15 protein-coding genes are annotated in these 16,663 nt (G+C 67.7%); 10 read left to right on the top strand and 5 right to left on the bottom strand.

Translation table 11 applies throughout. The features are described from left to right. Position 1 precedes the first annotated feature (1 nt). From Q8K84_RS09020 to Q8K84_RS09005, 4 genes are all read left to right on the top strand, one after another. Positions 2–697, top strand: a complete 696-nt coding sequence (locus tag Q8K84_RS09020; protein ID WP_305282305.1) for a TPM domain-containing protein — start codon at positions 2–4, stop codon at positions 695–697. A 137-nt stretch (positions 698–834) separates the two neighbouring features. After that, complete coding sequence (locus tag Q8K84_RS09015; protein WP_305282303.1) at positions 835–1,296, top strand: (2Fe-2S)-binding protein; 462 nt, start codon at positions 835–837, stop codon at positions 1,294–1,296. A gap of 5 nt (positions 1,297–1,301) precedes the next feature. Then, positions 1,302–3,476 carry a xanthine dehydrogenase family protein molybdopterin-binding subunit gene (locus Q8K84_RS09010; RefSeq protein WP_305282301.1) on the top strand — a complete coding sequence of 725 codons (2,175 nt, stop codon included), beginning with the start codon at positions 1,302–1,304 and terminating at the stop codon, positions 3,474–3,476. 65 nt (positions 3,477–3,541) lie between these two features. Further along, positions 3,542–4,282 carry a DUF3800 domain-containing protein gene (locus Q8K84_RS09005; RefSeq protein WP_305282300.1) on the top strand — a complete coding sequence of 247 codons (741 nt, stop codon included), beginning with the start codon at positions 3,542–3,544 and terminating at the stop codon, positions 4,280–4,282. 131 nt (positions 4,283–4,413) lie between these two features. On the opposite strand, the gene Q8K84_RS09000 is transcribed toward Q8K84_RS09005, so the two are convergent. Next, positions 4,414–5,796 carry a VWA domain-containing protein gene (locus Q8K84_RS09000; RefSeq protein WP_305282299.1) on the bottom strand — a complete coding sequence of 461 codons (1,383 nt, stop codon included), beginning with the start codon at positions 5,794–5,796 and terminating at the stop codon, positions 4,414–4,416. Positions 5,797–5,804: 8 nt separating this feature from the next. Further along, positions 5,805–6,740 (bottom strand): MoxR family ATPase, encoded by a 936-nt coding sequence (locus Q8K84_RS08995; protein WP_305282298.1) that lies wholly within the window; start codon positions 6,738–6,740, stop codon positions 5,805–5,807. 202 nt (positions 6,741–6,942) lie between these two features. On the opposite strand from Q8K84_RS08995, the gene Q8K84_RS08990 reads away from it, so the two are divergent. Then, entirely contained in the window at positions 6,943–9,324 is a 2,382-nt protein-coding gene (locus Q8K84_RS08990; RefSeq protein WP_305282297.1) for a bifunctional diguanylate cyclase/phosphodiesterase, read from the top strand. Here Q8K84_RS08990 and Q8K84_RS08985 read toward each other — a convergent pair. Then, positions 9,321–9,944, bottom strand: a complete 624-nt coding sequence (locus Q8K84_RS08985; RefSeq protein WP_305282296.1) for a methylamine utilization protein — start codon at positions 9,942–9,944, stop codon at positions 9,321–9,323. The two genes, Q8K84_RS08990 and Q8K84_RS08985, sit on opposite strands and share 4 nt — an antisense overlap. 285 nt (positions 9,945–10,229) lie before the next feature. Between Q8K84_RS08985 and Q8K84_RS08980 the strand changes: the two genes are divergently transcribed. Then, entirely contained in the window at positions 10,230–11,015 is a 786-nt protein-coding gene (locus Q8K84_RS08980) for a DUF3034 family protein (protein ID WP_305282295.1), read from the top strand. Beyond that, positions 11,015–11,521, top strand: a complete 507-nt coding sequence (locus Q8K84_RS08975; protein WP_305282294.1) for a group 1 truncated hemoglobin — start codon at positions 11,015–11,017, stop codon at positions 11,519–11,521. The genes Q8K84_RS08980 and Q8K84_RS08975 overlap by 1 nt, the downstream gene beginning before the upstream one ends. Before the next feature lie 4 nt (positions 11,522–11,525). Here Q8K84_RS08975 and Q8K84_RS08970 read toward each other — a convergent pair whose 3' ends face one another. Then, positions 11,526–12,491 (bottom strand): alpha/beta fold hydrolase, encoded by a 966-nt coding sequence (locus tag Q8K84_RS08970; protein ID WP_305282293.1) that lies wholly within the window; start codon positions 12,489–12,491, stop codon positions 11,526–11,528. A 69-nt stretch (positions 12,492–12,560) separates the two neighbouring features. Continuing rightward, positions 12,561–13,643 (bottom strand): hypothetical protein, encoded by a 1,083-nt coding sequence (locus Q8K84_RS08965; RefSeq protein ID WP_305282292.1) that lies wholly within the window; start codon positions 13,641–13,643, stop codon positions 12,561–12,563. Positions 13,644–13,830: 187 nt separating this feature from the next. Between Q8K84_RS08965 and Q8K84_RS08960 the strand changes: the two genes are divergently transcribed. The 3 genes from Q8K84_RS08960 to Q8K84_RS08950 are packed head-to-tail and all read left to right on the top strand — an operon-like array spanning position 13,831 to position 16,579. Then, positions 13,831–15,105: a cytochrome P450 gene (locus tag Q8K84_RS08960; RefSeq protein WP_305282290.1), complete on the top strand. Its 1,275-nt coding sequence runs from the start codon at positions 13,831–13,833 to the stop codon at positions 15,103–15,105. 2 nt (positions 15,106–15,107) lie between these two features. Then, positions 15,108–16,136: a phosphotransferase family protein gene (locus tag Q8K84_RS08955; RefSeq protein ID WP_305282288.1), complete on the top strand. Its 1,029-nt coding sequence runs from the start codon at positions 15,108–15,110 to the stop codon at positions 16,134–16,136. Further along, positions 16,133–16,579, top strand: coding sequence for a hypothetical protein (locus Q8K84_RS08950; protein WP_305282287.1), 447 nt, complete (start codon positions 16,133–16,135; stop codon positions 16,577–16,579). The genes Q8K84_RS08955 and Q8K84_RS08950 overlap by 4 nt, the downstream gene beginning before the upstream one ends. Positions 16,580–16,663 lie beyond the last annotated feature (84 nt).

Below are 16,663 nucleotides of genomic sequence, written 5' to 3'. Positions count from 1 at the left end.
GATGCTGAACGATCAGGAGACCCAGGCGGTCAAGGCCGCCGTCCGCGCCGCCGAGACCCGCACCCGGGGCGAGCTCTATTGCGTCATCGCCGAGGAGTCCTCGGACTATCGCGAAACCCCCTTCCTGTGGGCGGGCCTGACCGCGCTGGCGGCCCCGGCCATCCTGCTGCTGGCCGGCGTCCAGGTGTCGGTCCCCGACGCCTTCGCCCCCTGGACGGCGGCCCAGGCGGGCGCAGCCGCCGAGATGGCGGTGCGCGGGGCGCTGACCGCCACCCTGGTCCTGCAGGCGGTCCTCTTCATCCTGGTCGCGGTGGTGGGCTCGCTGGGTCCTGTGCGCCGCTTCATGACGCCCCGCAGCGTCAAGCTCGACCGCACCCGGCGCCACGCCCAGGAGCTGTTCCTGGCCCGCAACCTGCACCAGACCCGGGAGCGGACCGGCGTGCTGATCTTCGTCTCCCTGGCCGAGCATGGCGCAGAACTGATCGCCGACGAGGGCATCGCCGCGGTGGTCGATCAGAAGCGCTGGGATGACGCCATCGCCGCCCTGGTGGCGGGCGCCAAGGCCGGGCGCACCGGCGAAGGCCTGGTGGCCGCCATCACCCAGGTGGGCGACATCCTGGCCGAGCACTTCCCCGCCGACCCCACCGACAACCCCAATGAGCTGCCAGACGCGGTGCTCCTGATCCCCCGCCTCTAGAGCGCGTTCCGATAAGGGGGAACCGGTGATCGGATGAAACGCGCCCCGGGCTAGAGCGAAGTTCGAACAACCGTTTACCTCCGCCCCCGTCGCCCGTACTCTTGGTATCTGAGGAAACCAGAACAAGGGGACGGGGCATGGCCTACGAGCTCAACGTCAACGGCGTGACGATGAACGCCGACGTGGATCCCGACACCCCGCTGCTGTGGGTGCTGCGCGACACCCTGGGTTTGGTGGGCACCAAGTTCGGCTGTGGGATCGCCCAGTGCGGCGCCTGCACCGTCCATGCGGACGGCGCCCCGATCCGCGCCTGCATGACCCCCATCGAAGCCATCGGCGACGCCAAGATCACCACCATCGAAGGCGCCAGCGCGCTTGAGGTCGGCGCCCGGGTCCAGAAGGCCTGGAGCGAGCTTGACGTGGCCCAGTGCGGCTACTGCCAGCCCGGCCAGATCATGTCGGCCACCGCGCTCCTGTCCCAGAACCCGGCCCCCACCGACGACGACATCGACGCGGCCATGGCGGGCAACATCTGCCGCTGCGCCACCTATGTTCGCATCCGCGCAGCCATCAAGCGCGCCGCCGGCCAGGAGGCCTGAAGACCATGGGCATGATCACCAACATCACTCAGGGCTTCTCCCCCTCCCGCCGGGCCGTGCTGGCTGGCGGCGGCGCCGGCGGTCTGGTCCTGGCCTTCTCCTTCGCCGGCAAGGGCGCAGCGGCCGATGGCCCCGCCAAGCTCAACGCCTATGTGCAGATCGCCCCGGATGGGATCATCACCATCGTGTCGAAGAACCCGGAGATCGGCCAGGGGATCAAGACCTCCCTGCCCATGCTGATCGCCGAGGAGCTGGACGTGGACTGGGCCAATGTCCGCACGGTCCAGGCCGGCAATGATCCGCAAGCCTATGGCCGCCAGTTCGCCGGCGGCAGCATGGCCACCCCCCTGCATTGGGACCAGCTGCGCCAGGTCGGCGCGGCCGGGCGCGCCATGCTGATGGCCGCGGCCGCCGCCGACTGGAGCGTCGATGTCGCCAGCCTGACGACGGAGCCCGGCGTGGTCGTCCATGCCGCCAGCCGCCGCCGGGCGACCTATGGCGCGCTCGCCGCCAAGGCCGCCACCCAGACCGCGCCGGAACTTTCGAGCCTGAAGCTCAAGGACGCCGCGAACTACCGCATCATCGGCCAGCCCATCCCCCAGGTAGACACCGCCGCCATCGTCACCGGCCAGCCCCTGTTCGGCATCGATATGCGCCTGCCGGGCATGCTCTACGCCGCCTATGAAAAGGCGCCCGTGTTCGCCGCAAAGGTGGCCGGCGCCGACCTCGCCGCGGCGCAAGCCGTCAAGGGCGTGCGCAAGGCCTTCGTGGTCGAGGGCGGGACCGAACTCGACGGCCTGCTGCCCGGCGTCGCCGTGGTCGCCGACAGTTGGTGGGCCGCCAACAAGGGCCGTCAGGCGCTAAAAGTTCAGTGGGCGGATCATCCGACCTCCAGCCAGTCCACACCGGGCTATGCCGGCCAGGCCCGCAGCCTCGTCGCGGCCAAGGGCGGCAAGTCCCTGCGCAGCGACGGCGATGTCGAGGCCGCGCTGTCGGGCTCGGCCAAGACGGTGGAGGCCGACTACTTCTATCCCTTCCTCAGCCACGCCACGCTGGAGCCGCAGAACTGCACGGCGCACTTCCATGACGGCAAGATGGAGATCTGGGCCCCGACCCAGCTGCCCGAGCCCGGCCGCCAGCTGGTCGCCAAGACCCTGGGGATCGCGCCGGAAAACGTCATCGTCCACATGACCCGCTCAGGCGGCGGCTTTGGTCGCCGGCTGATGAACGACTACATGGTCGAGGCCGCCTGGATCGCCCGGGAGGCCGGCGCCCCGGTCAAGCTGGTCTGGACCCGCGAAGACGACATGCGCCACGACTTCTATCGGCCGGCGGGCTTCCACCACTTCCGCGGCGGGGTCGACTCTGCGGGGAACATCACCGCCTGGGCCAACCACTTCGTCACCTTTGGCGAAGGTGAGGCCACGGCCCGCAGCGCCGGCATGGCGGCCACCGAATTCCCCGCCCAGTTCCTTCCCAACTACAAGCTCGACGTCTCCATGATGCCGCTGGGCGTGCCCACCGGCCCCTTGCGCGCCCCGGGCAGCAACGCCATCGCCTTTGTGGTGCAGTCCTTCATCGACGAACTGGCCCATGCCGGCGGCGTCGATCCGGTGGAGATGCGCCTGCGCCTGCTGGCCCAGTCCAGCGGCGGCGCCTTTGACGCCGAACGCATGGCCGGCGTCGTGCGTCTGGCCGCCGAAAAGGCCCGTTGGGGCAAGACCACGCTCGGCCCCCGCCAGGGCCAGGGCATCGCCTTCCACTACAGCCATCTGGGCTATTTTGCCGAGGTGGCCCAGGTGGCCGTCGCGCAGGACGGGACGGTGAAGGTTGAGAAGGTCTGGGTCGCCGCCGATGTCGGCCGCCAGATCATCAATCCGCTCGGCGCGCTCAACCAGATCGAGGGCTCGGTGATCGACGGCATTTCCGAAATGTTCGGCGAGATCACCATCAAGGACGGCCAGGTGGAACAGGCCAATTTCGACACCTTCCCCCTGCTGCGCATCGCTGATGCGCCGGTGATCGAGACCCACTTCATCAAGTCCGACAACCCGCCCACGGGCCTGGGCGAACCCGCCCTGCCGCCGGTGGTGCCAGCCGTCACCAACGCCATCTTCGCCGCCACGGGCAAGCGGGTGCGGAGCCTGCCGCTGAAGGCGTCGGAGCTGGCGGCGGGGTAGGTCGCTACCCCGAACAACCAACCGCTACGCATTCCATTTTTGTACTTGTCTCGGGGTGGGAAGCTTTGGCGGCGTTTGCAGAGGTCTATATTGATGAGAGCGGGACCCACGACGGGTCGCCGGTCATGTGCGTGGCCGGATATCTTTTCCTGAAGGCAGGGGCCAACCGCTTCACTAAGAAATGGGGAAAAGTCCTGAAGCGGGAGAAGATTCCCTTTTTCCACATGGTGGACTTCGCGCCCGGCAATTCCCCATTTGACCACATGCACAAACAGAAGCGCATCGAGGTCGAGAAGGAGTTGATTGCTACGATCCATGACTGCGCCGTGTTCGGCTTTTCAGTCACAGTGGATGAGCGAGAGTACAACGAAATTATCACCCCGAAGCCAAGCATCGGTGGGGCATACTCGTTCTGCCTTCGGGGCTGCCTTGCAGCGATAAGCGATTGGCGGAAGCGCACCAACTTCCGCGGCGAGATCGCCTACTTCTTTGAGGCAGGCCACCGTGACCAAAGCGAAGCGAACCGGATCATGCACGAGGTGTTCCAGCATGAAGAGGCGCGTCGGCGCTTCGCCTACGGGAATCACACCTTCGTCGAGAAGACTAAGGTCGTCCCGCTGCAGTCGGCTGATCTCCTGGCGTGGCTTTGGCGGAACGACTTTATTCGTGGAATGAATAATGTGCGGGTGAGCCGCGCCGACCTCGTGGCGCTTGTTCGGCCGCTGGACAAGACCATTGCCTATCGACGCCCGCTCTTGATCGAGCTTGAGGAGGCAATTACCCGCGTCGGCGGATGGGGTGCTTGACCGGATCGCCTTTCAGGTACGCTTCTTGGGCGGCTGGGAATGGTCCTGGAAGGGGTCGCGGCTGCTGTCGTCGACCCACGGATGATGGCATCCACATCACTGGCCGCTGGCCCCGCCGCATCTAACCCCCCTCAGTGAGGCACATACTGGCGCAGGACGTCTTCGATGATGCGTTCGAGCTGGTCGAGCGTGTTGCAGGTCTTGGCCAGGTGGCAGAAGGGCAGGTAGCGGTTCATGACGCTGTCGCCCTGGTTCCAGTAGCTCTCCGGCTCCGGGTTCAGCCAGATCACTGAGCGGGACCGCTCGTGGATGGTGCGCATGATGTCCAGGCGCGGATCGGCATAGTTGGACCGGGCGTCGCCCAGGAAGATCACCGTGGTGTGGCGATCGAGCTTGTCGAGATGGTTCTCGGCGAAGTCCTGCAGGGCGCGGCCATAGTCGGTCTGCTGGAAGCCGATCAGCTTGAGGACCTCCAGGATCGCCTTGTCCACCCCGTGCTCGTCCAGGATCTGGTTCACCGGGATCATGCGGCCGGAGAAGGCGTAGGCGTCCATCCGGTCGACCACCTCATTGAGGCTGTAGAGGAAGGTCAGCAGGAACTGGGCGGCCGCGGCCACCGACTTGGAGACGTCGCAGATGGCGATGATCTTGGGCTTGTCGACGCGCTCGGTCTTCCAGACCACGTTGAACGGCACGCCCCCATAGGCCATCGATTGGCGCAGCGTCCGGCGGACATCCAGGTGGCCCCGGCGGGCCCGGTTGCGCCGCCGGGAGTATCGGTCGGCCAGGCGCTTGGCCATCTTGCGCACCAGGGCCTGCATCACCTGCAGGTCGACAGGATCGATGCCCCCCTCGGCGTTCAGCGCCTTGCGCGCCAACAGCTCCTCGCGCAGCTGGCGGCCGCTCTCGGCGGCATAGAGGTCGTGCTGGCGCTGGACATAGCGCTGGGCCTCGGCCGCCACGATCTTGCGGCCGGCCTCCAGCCGGTCGGCCAGGGCGGCTCCGCCCTCGCCCTCGAGCCTTCGGGCCTGGCTGATGATCTTCTCGATCTCGGCCACCCCCATCTCGTCCAGCAGCCGCCGGGTCAGGCGGCTCCTCTGGGTCGACAGCCTGATCTCCGAGACCTGGGCGGCCTGGGCGGCCTTCTCCATGGCCTGGCTGAGCGCGGTGGAATCTCCGGCCAGGATGATCTGGGCCAGCTCCGAACCGGCAGCCTCTTCGGAGACGTCCTCCAGCTTCGCCTCCGGCGGGGCGGCCTCGCCCCCCTCCGGCGGCGGGGGCGGGGTGGCGAAGTCGAAGGGGTCGCGGGCGAAGAAGGCGTCGAAGGCCCGGTCGAACCGCCGAACCTCGTCCTCGCTCTTGGCCAGCGTGGCGCAGAGCGCGTCCTTCAACAGCTCGCGGTCGGCATAGCCGATGCGGGCCACGGCCTCGTGGGCGTCGATGGACTCCACCGGCGAGACCCGCACATCGGCGGCCCGGAGCGCGCGGATGAAGTCCTCCATCTGGTGCTGCATGGCGGCGCCTACGGAGTCGCCTGGGCCGTCCGCAGCAGTTCGCTCACCTGCGGCTCGACCATCTGGATGTCCTGCTCGTACTTCAGGATCACGTTCAGGGTGTCGCGGACCATGGCCGCGTCCAGGCTGTCGGCGTGCATCAGGATCAGCGCCCGGGCCCAGTCGACGGTCTCGGAGATCGAGGGCGACTTGCGCAGGTCCATCTCGCGCAGGGCATGGACGAAGCCGACCAGTTGGTGGGTCAGGCGCTCCTCGATGTTCGGCACCCGGCTGGCGACGATGCGGCGCTCCAGGCTCGCCTCGGGCAGGGGGATGTGCAGGTGCAGGCAGCGGCGCTTCAGGGCGTCGCCCAGGTCGCGCACATTGTTGGAGGTCAGGAAGACGATCGGCGGGGTCTTGGCCTTGATGACGCCCAGCTCAGGCACCGAGGCCTGATAGGCCGACAGCACCTCCAGCAGGAAGGCCTCGAAGGCCTCGTCGGACTTGTCGATCTCGTCGATCAGGAGGACGCAGCCATCATCCTCCCGCAGAGCCTTCATCAGGGGCCGGGGCTCCAGGAAGGGCTCGGAGAAGAACATGTCGCCCATGCCGTGCAGGCGCTCCATGGCCTCGTCCATGCCGGCCGCGTCGGCCAGTTCGGCGCCCATGCGGTCCTTGAGGATCTGGGTGTAGAGGAGCTGCTTGCCGTACTTCCACTCGTACAGGGCCTTGGACTCGTCCAGGCCCTCGTAGCACTGCATGCGGATCAGCGGCAGGTCGAGCAGGGTGGCGGTCGACAGGGCCAGTTCCGTCTTGCCGACGCCGGCCACACCCTCGACCAGGATCGGCTTTTGCAGGTGGACCGACATGTAGAGCGCCGTGGCGATGCGGCGCGAGGCGATATAGCCCACGCTGGCCAGTCCCTGGACGACCGCGTCGACCGAGGCGAAGGCGTCTGAATCCATCGACGGCGAAGCCTTCGCCGCCTGAGCCAAAATCGTCAAAGTCTCAATCTCTCAAAATTTGGGCCGGCGGCTGAAAATCGCGGCCTCTTTCGGTGCAATCTTTTGATAGTGCCAAGCCCCGCGCCCCAAAGGCAAGCCGCAACACCGCAGGGCCCGGCCGAGCTTTACCGGACTTTCATGGCCCATGGCCTAGGCTTGGCCCATGAAGGGCCTACAGATCCGCCAGATCCCTGTTCGTCTGCGAGGGCTGTGGCGCGCGGCCCACGGCCCGCACCGGGGCTTCAGCCGCCTGCGCACCCGGCTGGCGGTGCTCTATGCGGGCCTGTTTGGTCTGATCCTGGCCCTGGTCGCCGTGGCGGTCTTCGCGGCCACCTCGGCCAGCGCCCAACGGCAGGTCCGCGCCGAACTCGAGGCCAGCGGTACGGTCTTTGACCGCATCTGGTCCCTCCGATCTGATCAGTTGCGCCAGGGCGCCTCCCTGCTGGCCCGGGATTTCGGTTTCCGCGCCGCCGTGGCGACGGAGGACACCGCCACCGTCGTCTCGGCCATGGAAAACCTCCGCAGCCGCCTGGAGTTGGACGAGGCCTTCATCCTCACCGCTGACGGCCGCCTGCTGGGCGATGAGTCCGCAGCCCTTGGGGATCGCGCCTCTGGTCTGCTGGACGCCCTCTATGCCGACGAGAACGCCGCCGGCGTGCTGGTGGTCGGCGATCAGCCCTATCAGATGGTCGCCGCGCCGATCCTGGCGCCTGACCTGCGGGGCTGGGTGGTGTTCGCCGCGCGACTGGACGCCGCCCAGATGCGCCAGCTCGAGGCGCTGGCCGCCATTCCCCTTACCGCCGCCGTCCGCCGCCAGACAGCCGGGACGTGGCGGGGCGAGGCTGGCGACCTCTCGCCCTCGGAAATCGCCGGGATCGCCGCCACCCTGCAAGATCAGGAGCGTTCGGTTCGCGTCATGCGGACCGAGGGGGTCCGCTCCCTGGCGGTGGTCAAGACCCTGCCGCCGCTGATACCCGGCGACAGGACGGTCCTGGTGCTCAGCTATCCCCTGCGTCTGGCGCTGGCGCCCTATCACGCCCTGATGGCCTGGCTGGCGGCCCTTGGCCTTGCGGGCCTCGCCATCATGGCCGGGGGCAGCTGGATGCTGGCCTCCAGCCTGGCCCGCCCCATCGCCGACCTCGACCTGGCCGCCCAGCGGCTCAGCCGCGGGGAGGAGGCCCATGTGGACGTGGCCGGGGACGACGAAATCGGCCGCCTGGCCTCAAGCTTCAACACCATGGCTGACGAGATCCGCGAGCGGGAGCGGCGGATCCTGCACATGGCCATGCATGACAGCGAGACCGGCCTGCCCAACCGCCTGGCCCTCGAACAGGCCCTGGACCGCACCTCGGCTAGGGACACCTATGTGGCCGTGGTCGGGGTCGAACGCTTCGCCCAGGTCCGTAGCGCCATCGGCTACCGGCTGGCCGGCCTCATGGTCCAGAAGATCGGCGAACGCCTGCAGGGCGCAGCTCCCGAGGGGCATGCCGCCCGGGTCTCCAGCGAAGCCCTGGGGCTGGTCCTGCGCTCACGGGACGCCGAGGCGGCCCTGGCCGAGGCGCACCAGCTGCTTGAGGCGCTGCAATCGCCGGTCTCCGTGGAAGGCGAGGCCATCGATGTCGACCTGACCATCGGCCTAGCGCCGCGGCTGGAAGACCAGACCAGCGCCTTCGCCGTAGACCGGGCCAATATCGCGCTCGACCAGGCCCGGGTCGCCCGGGTCAAGGTGGCGGCCTTTGACGGGCTGGCCTATGGCGATCCCTCGGCCTCCCTGGCCTTGATGAGCCGGATGCTGGGGGCCATCGAGTCTGGCCACATGCTGCTCCACCACCAGCCCAAGTTCGACCTGCGGGCCGGCCAGGTGAACGCCGTCGAAAGCCTGATCCGCTGGCGGCGGGAGGACGGAAGCCTGATCCGGCCGGACCTGTTCATTCCCATGGCCGAGGAGACCGGCCATATCCGCGCCCTGACCGACTGGGTGATCAACCAGGCTATCGAGGACCAGGGGGTCCTGCTGGACCAGGGCCATGACCTGGCCTTTTCAGTCAATGTGTCGGGCCGCCTGCTGGGGGACAGCGACTTCGCCGACTTCGCCCTGGCCGCCGCCGCCAAGGCCCGGGGCCGTCTGTGCTTCGAGATTACTGAGACGGCGGTCATCGAGAACCCGGACCTAGCCCTGAAGATCATCGACCGCTTCGCCGAGGCGGGCATCGAGATCTCCATCGACGACTTCGGGTCGGGCCTGTCGTCCCTGGCCTATCTCAAGCAGATCCGCGGCCATGAGCTGAAGATCGACCGGGCCCTGATCAGCGGCCTGGCCGACAGTCGCCGCGACGCCCTGATCGTTCGCTCCACCATCGACCTGGCCCACGGCCTGGGGATGAAGGTTGTCGCCGAAGGGGTTGAGACCGAGGCCGTCTTCGCCCTGCTGGGCGCGCTGGGGTGCGATAGCGCCCAGGGCTATCTGATCGCCCGGCCCATGACGCTGGAGGCCCTGGGCGCCTTCCTGGCCGACGACGCCCTGCGGACCCGCCAGTCAGCCTAGGGTCGAATATTGACCGCTACGGTCTGGCGCAGGACCCCCTGGGCCGGAAGGGTGACGGACTGGACCTTCTCAGCCCCTGCGGCGCGCAGCTTCGGCTGCCAGACCGCCAGGCGCGCGGCGCCGGCCGGCAGGCCGCGTACAACCGCCACCCCATCGGCGCCGGTCTTGGCCACGTGAACGGTGTCGGAGACGAAGACGTAGGCGATCATCCCGTCGTGGATGTTGCAGCCGACGGAGACCACGCCGGCCTTGTCGAACACCACCTTGCGGTTCTCCTCGCGCCCATACAGCTTGATCTCAAAGGTCTTGGCCGGAGAGAAGGAATAGACATGGTGCCGCACCTTGTCCCGGTTGGGAAAGGTCACCTCCGCGCCCGTCGGAACCACCAGCACATGCGGGTCAAAGATGATGTTGTGCTGGACCATCTGGTAGTCCCAGGAAAACTTGGTGCGGCTGTTGACGGCCCATCCCCCCACCGCCGGCTTGACCGTCACTACGGCGTCTCGGACCGGCGCCCCGGCCAGATTGGTCACAGTCACTTGCAGGTCTGCGGCCTGGGCGGCGAAGGCGCAGACGGCGGAGACCAGGAGGCTGGCCAGAAGAATGCGGGCCTTGGGCATGACTAAGCTTTCAGATGTAGCGATATTTCAACACCACCTGAGGGCGTGAACGGGTGGATATACTTCGGCATAGGGCCTGATCGTCCAGGCATGAAGTCTGCGTGCGGCTGTGGTGAATATTTCATAAACACTTCCCCTGCGAAAATACCGGGTGCGGCGCCGGGTTCGGCGCAATGCATCATCAGCGGGGGTCTCTTGTTCAGACGTTTGACAGCGGTCACTGGGTTGTGGCTGGCCCTTACAACTGGGGCGGCTGGCGCGCAGGAGGCGGATCGGAGCGGCAAGTTGTTGCTGACCGGCGGCGTCTCCAGCGTGGAGGGGGCTGGCGGCGGCGGCCTTGCGCCTTGGGCGATGATCACAGGCTATGGCAGCCAGGGCCAGGTGGGCGCCAATGCGCACGCCACGGTCGTCGACCTGCCGGACTACCAGTTTCGCTCGGGCGGCATCGCCCTGGGCGTTCAGGACCGGCTGGAGCTGTCCTATGCCCGGCAGACCTTCGACACCGGCCCCACGGGCGCACGCCTGGGTCTGGGCGAGGGCTTCACCTTTCGCCAGGATGTCCTGGGCGCCAAGCTGCGGGTCTTCGGCGACGCCGTCTATGACCAGGACCGCTGGACGCCGCAGGTGGCCATCGGCGCCCAGTGGAAGTCCAACAATCAGCCCGGCGTGATCGCCGCCATCGGCGGACGCGACCATGAGGGCGTCGACTACTATGTGGCCGCCACCAAGATCCTGCTGGACCAGAGCGTGCTGCTGAACGGAACCGTGCGCGCCACCCGGGCCAATCAGGGCGGTCTGCTGGGCTTTGGCGGTGACCGCAATGACGACTACAGCCTGCAGTTCGAAGGCTCGGCCGGGGTGCTGCTCACCAAGCGGCTGCTGGTCGGCGCGGAATACCGGACCAAGCCCGACAATCTCGGCTTCGCCCGGGAGGACGATTGGTTCGACCTCTTCGCCGCCTATGCGGTGAACAAGAACCTTTCCATCACCGCCGCCTATGCCGATCTCGGCGACATCGCCACCTTCGAGGATCAGCGCGGTCTCTATCTCTCGATCCAGGCGGGCTTCTGATGCGACCGATCTTCGCGCTCTCTCTGGCCGCCGTCCTCATTCTGCCCCTCCCGGCCGCCGCCCAGCCGACCCCCTGGGCGCACCCGGGAGAAGAGGCCATCGACCCCTACGCCGTAGACGACGCCAACGCCGGGGCGGCCCCCATGGCCGAGGACGCCGTCTTCGAGGCCTTGGGCGGTGTGCAAGGGGTCAGCCGGATCATCGATGATCTGGTCGACCGCTCGGTGCGTGATCCGCGGCTGGAGGAGATCTTCAAGCCTACCGACCTGGCGCGCCTGCGCCGGACCCTGAAGGAGCAGGTCTGCTTCATCCTGGGCGGGCCCTGCGCCTACAGTGGTCGCGACATGGCCGCCGCCCACAAGGACCTCGGGATCACCACCGCTGAGTTCAACGCCCTGGTGGAGAACCTGCAAGGCGCCATGGACGATGCGGGCGTCCCCTTCCGCGCCCAGAACCGACTTCTAGCCAGGCTCGCCCCCATGAAGGGCGACGTGGTCGAACGCTAGAGGCTTACGGGGCGTCGGACAGGAAGTCGGTGATCGCCTTGCGGGCGGCCGGCTCGTCCAGGGTGGGGGCGTGGCCGACGCCCTCGATATCCACCCGGCGCATCTGCGGCGCCAGGGCCTGCATCCGGCTAGCCGTGCCCTCGGCCAGCAGGTCCGAGGCGCCGCCGCGCACCAGCAGCATCGGCCGGTTGATCGCCAGGGCCATGAACAGGGGCCAGAGGTCGGGGCTGGTCTGCGGCGCGCCGGCCGGCGTTCCGGCGAAGGCCTGGGCGATGGCCGGATCGTAGTCGAGGACAAGCTTGCCCGGCTCAGCTTCGCGCCAGGTGCGCCGGGCGAACCGGTCCCAGTCGGCGGGGCTGAGATGCGGCTGGGCTGAGCCATTGATCGCCCGGGTCCGTTCGGCCGCCTCGGCCCAGCTGGCCGCCGGCTCGCCCGACCCCACATAGCCGCTGATCCGGGTCAGGCCCTCGGTGGCGATCTCCGGGCCGATGTCATTGAGGACGGCGCCGGCGATCAGGTCCGGGCGCATCGTGGCGAGCGTCATGGTGATCAGCCCCCCCATGGAGGTGCCCAGGAAGATCCCCCGGGCGATTCCGGCCTCACTCATCAGGGCGGCCACGTCCCCGGCATAGACGGCGGGGTTGTAGTTGGTCGGGTTGGGGTCATAGGCCGAACGGCCGCGCCCCCGGATGTCGAGGGCCAGCACGCGGCGGCCGGTGGCGGCCATGGCCGGCGCCACGTCCTCGAAGTCCCGGGAATTGCGGGTCAGGCCGTGGATGCAGATCACCGGCAGCCGGGCGGGGCCGCCTGCGCCGTCGTAGTCCCGGGCCGACAGGCTCAGCCCATCGCTGGAAGTCCAGGTGCGCTCGACGCCGGCTGCTGGCGCTCGCGGGGCCGCCGCCGTCGTCGTGTCAGATGGCGCCGCCGCCGTGGGCGCCGGACCGAAGAGCTGAGCAAGAAACCGCCGCATGGTTCACCTCTGTCTGGGATGGCGCCCAGCCCATCAGTCCGGCGCCGCCTTGGCAAGCCCTGCGGGGCCTCAGCCGAGGCCGTAGGGTTGATAGGGGCCGGCGATCAGCTGCTCGAAGACACCGAGGCCTTGCTGCGGCGCCTGGCCTGGCGCGGTCAGGGTGACCCGGGACAGGGCCTGGATGTGGACATGCTCGGCCGCCCCCATGTCGGCGCTGGCCAGGTCGATGTCTTCCCGCTCGACCACCAGCTCGCCCTTGTAGGCGCCGTGTCGCCAGGCGCCGGAATAGCCGATTCCGCGCATCAAAAAGGTCAGAAATGGCTCAAAATGGACCCTAATCAGACCCTCTCCAGAGGGGATTTCCAGCACGCCGCCCTGGGCGTGGCGGGTCCCGGGGACCAGCGCCACCCCGGTCATCCTGGCCGCCGAGGTGTGATAGCCGCCCCCTTGCGCAGCGCCATCGGGCAGCACCACCGCCCGGGTGTTCCAGGCGGTCCCGTCCGGGTCGGCGTTGACGTGGAAGAAGAGGCTCTGGTCGGCGAAGTTCAACGGCGTCCACTGCCAGAAGAAGCCGGTCATGGTCATGGGAACTGGCGGCTGAGGATCTGGCGCGCCCACCGGCCGGATGCCCCAGGACCGGTCGCGGGAGCCCACCGTCCCGTCCGGCAGGTCCTGGCGGACGCCGTCGATCTCGATCCAGCCTGTGCAGCGGACGTTCTGGGTCAGGCGGGTATAGTCCATGAAGGCCCGCGGCCCGATCCGGCGGGTGAAGCGGGGCTCCTCGATGGGGAAGGCCCGGCCGGTGAAGGTGATCTCGCAGGCCAGGCCCTCATCGCCGGCCACGGTGACCTTCAGGACCTGCAGGGGTTCGACCACTGTGATGGTGATGGGCCCCACCGTCATGTCCAGCCGCTCTGAATGCAGGACCCGGGAGGCGTGCAGGCAATGCTGCACGCCGTCGCGGATGACGCTGAAATGGGCGTCGGCGATATTCAGGTGCGGATAGATCCCGAAGGCGATGGCGAAATAGGTGGCTCCGTCGGGGCTGTAGCCATTGAAAAAATAGCGGTCGTAGAAGTTCCGGTCCGTGCCGGCATGGGCGACGGGCTCCGGCGTCTGGTGGATGGGAAAATCATCGGCCTTGGTCAGCATGGGCGGTTCCTCCGGACGTATTTTCTACAGCTGTATGATTGTCGGTATTGCGACGTCGCCTGTGCTGGCAGTATCAATTGTTCAAGTAGAACAAGGCAAGGGAGGCGTAGGCGTCCTAACGTTACGGAACGAAATTGCTGCCCCTGGGTAAGCATTCCGCAACGTAAGGCCGCTCGCAAGGGCGACCATGACTGACCTAAACGCGCGCATACCGGCAGAACATGCGCAGACTCTGGTGGATCCCAAGGCCTATGCCGATGGGCGCATCCACGAAACCTATGCCTGGCTGCGGGCCAACAACGCCTTTGGGCTGGCCGAACCGGCGGGATACGAGCCCTTCTGGGTGGCCACCCGCCATGCCGACATCCTGGAGATCAGCCGCCAGAACGCGCTGTTCCTGAACGGGGCCAAGTCGCCGACCATCGTCAATCTGGAGACCGACGCCAAGATCCGCGAGATGACCGGCGGCAGCCCGCATCTTCTGCGCACCCTGATCCACATGGATGCGCCTGACCACCACAAGTACCGGGCCCTGACGCAAGCCTGGTTCATGCCGCAGAACCTGCGGTCCATGGAGGATCGCATCCGCGGCGTGGCCAAGGCGGCCGTGGAGCAGATGGCCGCCACCGGGGGTCAGTGCGACTTCGTCCGCGAGGTGGCGCTGCACTACCCCCTGCGGGTGGTGATGGAGATCATGGGCGTGCCCCCGGAAGACGAGCCCCGGATGCTGATGCTGACCCAGGAGCTGTTCGGCGCCGCCGACCCGGAACTGGCTCGCAAGGAGGAGGTCGATCCCAGCGCAAAGCTGACGCCCGGGGTGATCACCGACTTCTTCGAATATTTCCGCAAGCTGTCGGCCGACCGTCGGGCCAACCCCACCGATGACCTGTCCAGCGTGATCGCCAACAGCATGATCGACGGCCAGCCCATCTCCGAGTTCGAGGCGATGAGCTACTACATCATCGTCGCCACCGCCGGCCACGACACCACCTCATCCTCCACCGGCGGCGCCATCTGGGGCCTGGCGGAGAACCCGGGCGAGCTGGCCAAGCTCAAGGCCGATCCCTCCCTGATCGCGGGCCTGGTGGACGAGTCCATCCGTTGGACGACGCCGGTGAAGACCTTCATGCGCACCGTCGCCGAGCCGACCGAGATCGGCGGCCGCAGCCTCGCGGCCCAGGACTGGCTGATGCTCTGCTACGCCTCGGGCAACCGCGACGAGGCGGTGTTCGACGATCCGCAGGCCTTCCGGGTCGACCGCAAGCCCAACAAGCACCTGGCCTTCGGCTATGGCGCCCATCTGTGCCTCGGCCAGCATCTGGCCAAGATGGAGATGCGGATCCTCTGGGAGGAGCTGATCCCGCGCCTGGAGTCCTTGGAGCTGGCCGGTGAACCCCAGATGTCTCAGGCGGTGTTCGTCAATGGGCCCAAGACCCTGCCTATCCGCTTCAAGATGAGCTGAGCATGGAGGAGCCTGAGCTCGTCCAGCGTCTGGGCGCCTACATCGCCGCGCGGATGCCGCAGGCGCGGGATGTGGCGGTCACCGAGGTCGCCCGCATCACCGGCGGCGCCTCGCGACAGACCTATCGCTTCACCCTGGTGTGGAGCGAGGCGGGGGAGGCCCGACGACGCGGCCTGATCCTGCGACGCGATCCGGCCGACAGCCTGATCGACACCGAACGGCGGGTGGAGTTCGAGGCCTATCGCGCCTTCCATGGCGGCGATGTTCCTGTGCCGGAAATGCTCTGGCTGGAGGAGGGGGATGCGGCGCTGGGCAGCCCCTTCTTCGTGGCCGAGGAGATCGCCGGCTTCCAGGCCGGGACCGGACCCCTGTGGACGGCGCCCTATCTGGACAGCCTGCCGGCGCTCGGACGGCGCAAGTGGACCATACTGGGCCAGATCGCCCGGGCTGATCCTGTGGCGCTGGGCCTGGCCAAGGTCCTGCCCGCGACGACGGCGGACGGGGTCTGGCGGCGCGAACTCGACCACTGGGAAGGGGTGTTGGACGCTGACGAGACCGAGCCCCTGCCCATCATCCGGGCGGCGATCCGCTGGCTGCGGGCCCATCCGCCGCCGCCAGCCCAGAAGGTGGCGGTGGTGCACGGGGACTACCGCACGGGCAACTTCCTCTATGACACCGAAGGGGGCATCCACGGGATCCTCGACTGGGAGATGTGCCATCTGGGCGATCCCCTGGAGGACCTCGGCTGGAGCTTCAATCCTGTCTGGTCTTTCGGTCGAGAGCACCCTGGCGGCCTGCTGCCCCGGGACGAGGCGATCGCCGCCTGGGAGGCCGCCAGCGGGCTGAGCGCGCCGCCAGAAGCGCTGAAATGGTGGGAACTGTTCGCCTGCGTGAAGGGCCAGGCCATCTGGGTGTCCAGCGCCAAGACCTGGCTCGATGGGGCCAACCGCGATCCGATCCTGGTCTATCCCGCCTGGGCCCTGATCAACGCCCAGGACCGGGGCGCCCTGAAAGTGATGGGACACCTATGACACCTGCCGTCTCTCAGGTGCTGGCCGATCTGGCCGGCCGAGTCGCGCGTAACGCCGCCCCCAATATTCCCGTGGCCGAGCGCGCCGGAGAGCTTGGTCTTTCGGCCCTGTTGCTCGCCCTGGCCGCAGAGATGTGGGATGGCGCGGCCGAGATCCTGGTCTTGGAAAACGCAGAGCTCCGGGTCCTGCTCGCCAAGGGCGCGGCGGTCTGGCGGGACGATTCCCGTCGCCGTTGGCTGGAGGCCCTGGCCGGAGGGCGGGACGAGAGCTTGCGGCTCAGCGCCCTTCAAGGCGCCAACAACGAGCTGAAGGTGGCCCTGATCGCCCTGCATGCGCAGCTGGAAGGTCAGGACGATCCAGAGTCCCGCCGCCTGGAGTCCGAGGTCTGGCGAGCCCTGGCCGCAGCCAGTGCGCGGCGGCGTCTTTCGGGGTCTCCGGTCTAAGCCGGTCGACAAGCGCCTCGCACTCGTCTTTTCTGGCGCCCGCTCGGCCGGACAAGGCCGGGATTTTTGAAAACATTTTTGAGG

The sequence above is a fragment of the Phenylobacterium sp. genome, assembly GCF_030679875.1.
Lineage (GTDB): Bacteria > Pseudomonadota > Alphaproteobacteria > Caulobacterales > Caulobacteraceae > Phenylobacterium.
This window is presented reverse-complemented; position numbering and strand designations above follow the sequence as displayed.

What these genes read in the sequence shown, in the direction of transcription:
- Q8K84_RS08985 (WP_305282296.1), bottom strand. Translation starts at nt 9,944, where the DNA reads ATGCCCAAGGCCCGCATTCTTCTGGCCAGCCTCCTGGTCTCCGCCGTC.
- Q8K84_RS08975 (WP_305282294.1), top strand. Translation starts at nt 11,015, where the DNA reads ATGCGACCGATCTTCGCGCTCTCTCTGGCCGCCGTCCTCATTCTGCCC.
- Q8K84_RS08970 (WP_305282293.1), bottom strand. Translation starts at nt 12,491, where the DNA reads ATGCGGCGGTTTCTTGCTCAGCTCTTCGGTCCGGCGCCCACGGCGGCG.
- Q8K84_RS09010 (WP_305282301.1), top strand. Translation starts at nt 1,302, where the DNA reads ATGGGCATGATCACCAACATCACTCAGGGCTTCTCCCCCTCCCGCCGG.
- Q8K84_RS09020 (WP_305282305.1), top strand. Translation starts at nt 2, where the DNA reads ATGCTGAACGATCAGGAGACCCAGGCGGTCAAGGCCGCCGTCCGCGCC.
- Q8K84_RS09015 (WP_305282303.1), top strand. Translation starts at nt 835, where the DNA reads ATGGCCTACGAGCTCAACGTCAACGGCGTGACGATGAACGCCGACGTG.
- Q8K84_RS08990 (WP_305282297.1), top strand. Translation starts at nt 6,943, where the DNA reads ATGAAGGGCCTACAGATCCGCCAGATCCCTGTTCGTCTGCGAGGGCTG.
- Q8K84_RS08965 (WP_305282292.1), bottom strand. Translation starts at nt 13,643, where the DNA reads ATGCTGACCAAGGCCGATGATTTTCCCATCCACCAGACGCCGGAGCCC.
- Q8K84_RS08950 (WP_305282287.1), top strand. Translation starts at nt 16,133, where the DNA reads ATGACACCTGCCGTCTCTCAGGTGCTGGCCGATCTGGCCGGCCGAGTC.
- Q8K84_RS08995 (WP_305282298.1), bottom strand. Translation starts at nt 6,740, where the DNA reads ATGGATTCAGACGCCTTCGCCTCGGTCGACGCGGTCGTCCAGGGACTG.
- Q8K84_RS08960 (WP_305282290.1), top strand. Translation starts at nt 13,831, where the DNA reads ATGACTGACCTAAACGCGCGCATACCGGCAGAACATGCGCAGACTCTG.
- Q8K84_RS09000 (WP_305282299.1), bottom strand. Translation starts at nt 5,796, where the DNA reads ATGCAGCACCAGATGGAGGACTTCATCCGCGCGCTCCGGGCCGCCGAT.
- Q8K84_RS08955 (WP_305282288.1), top strand. Translation starts at nt 15,108, where the DNA reads ATGGAGGAGCCTGAGCTCGTCCAGCGTCTGGGCGCCTACATCGCCGCG.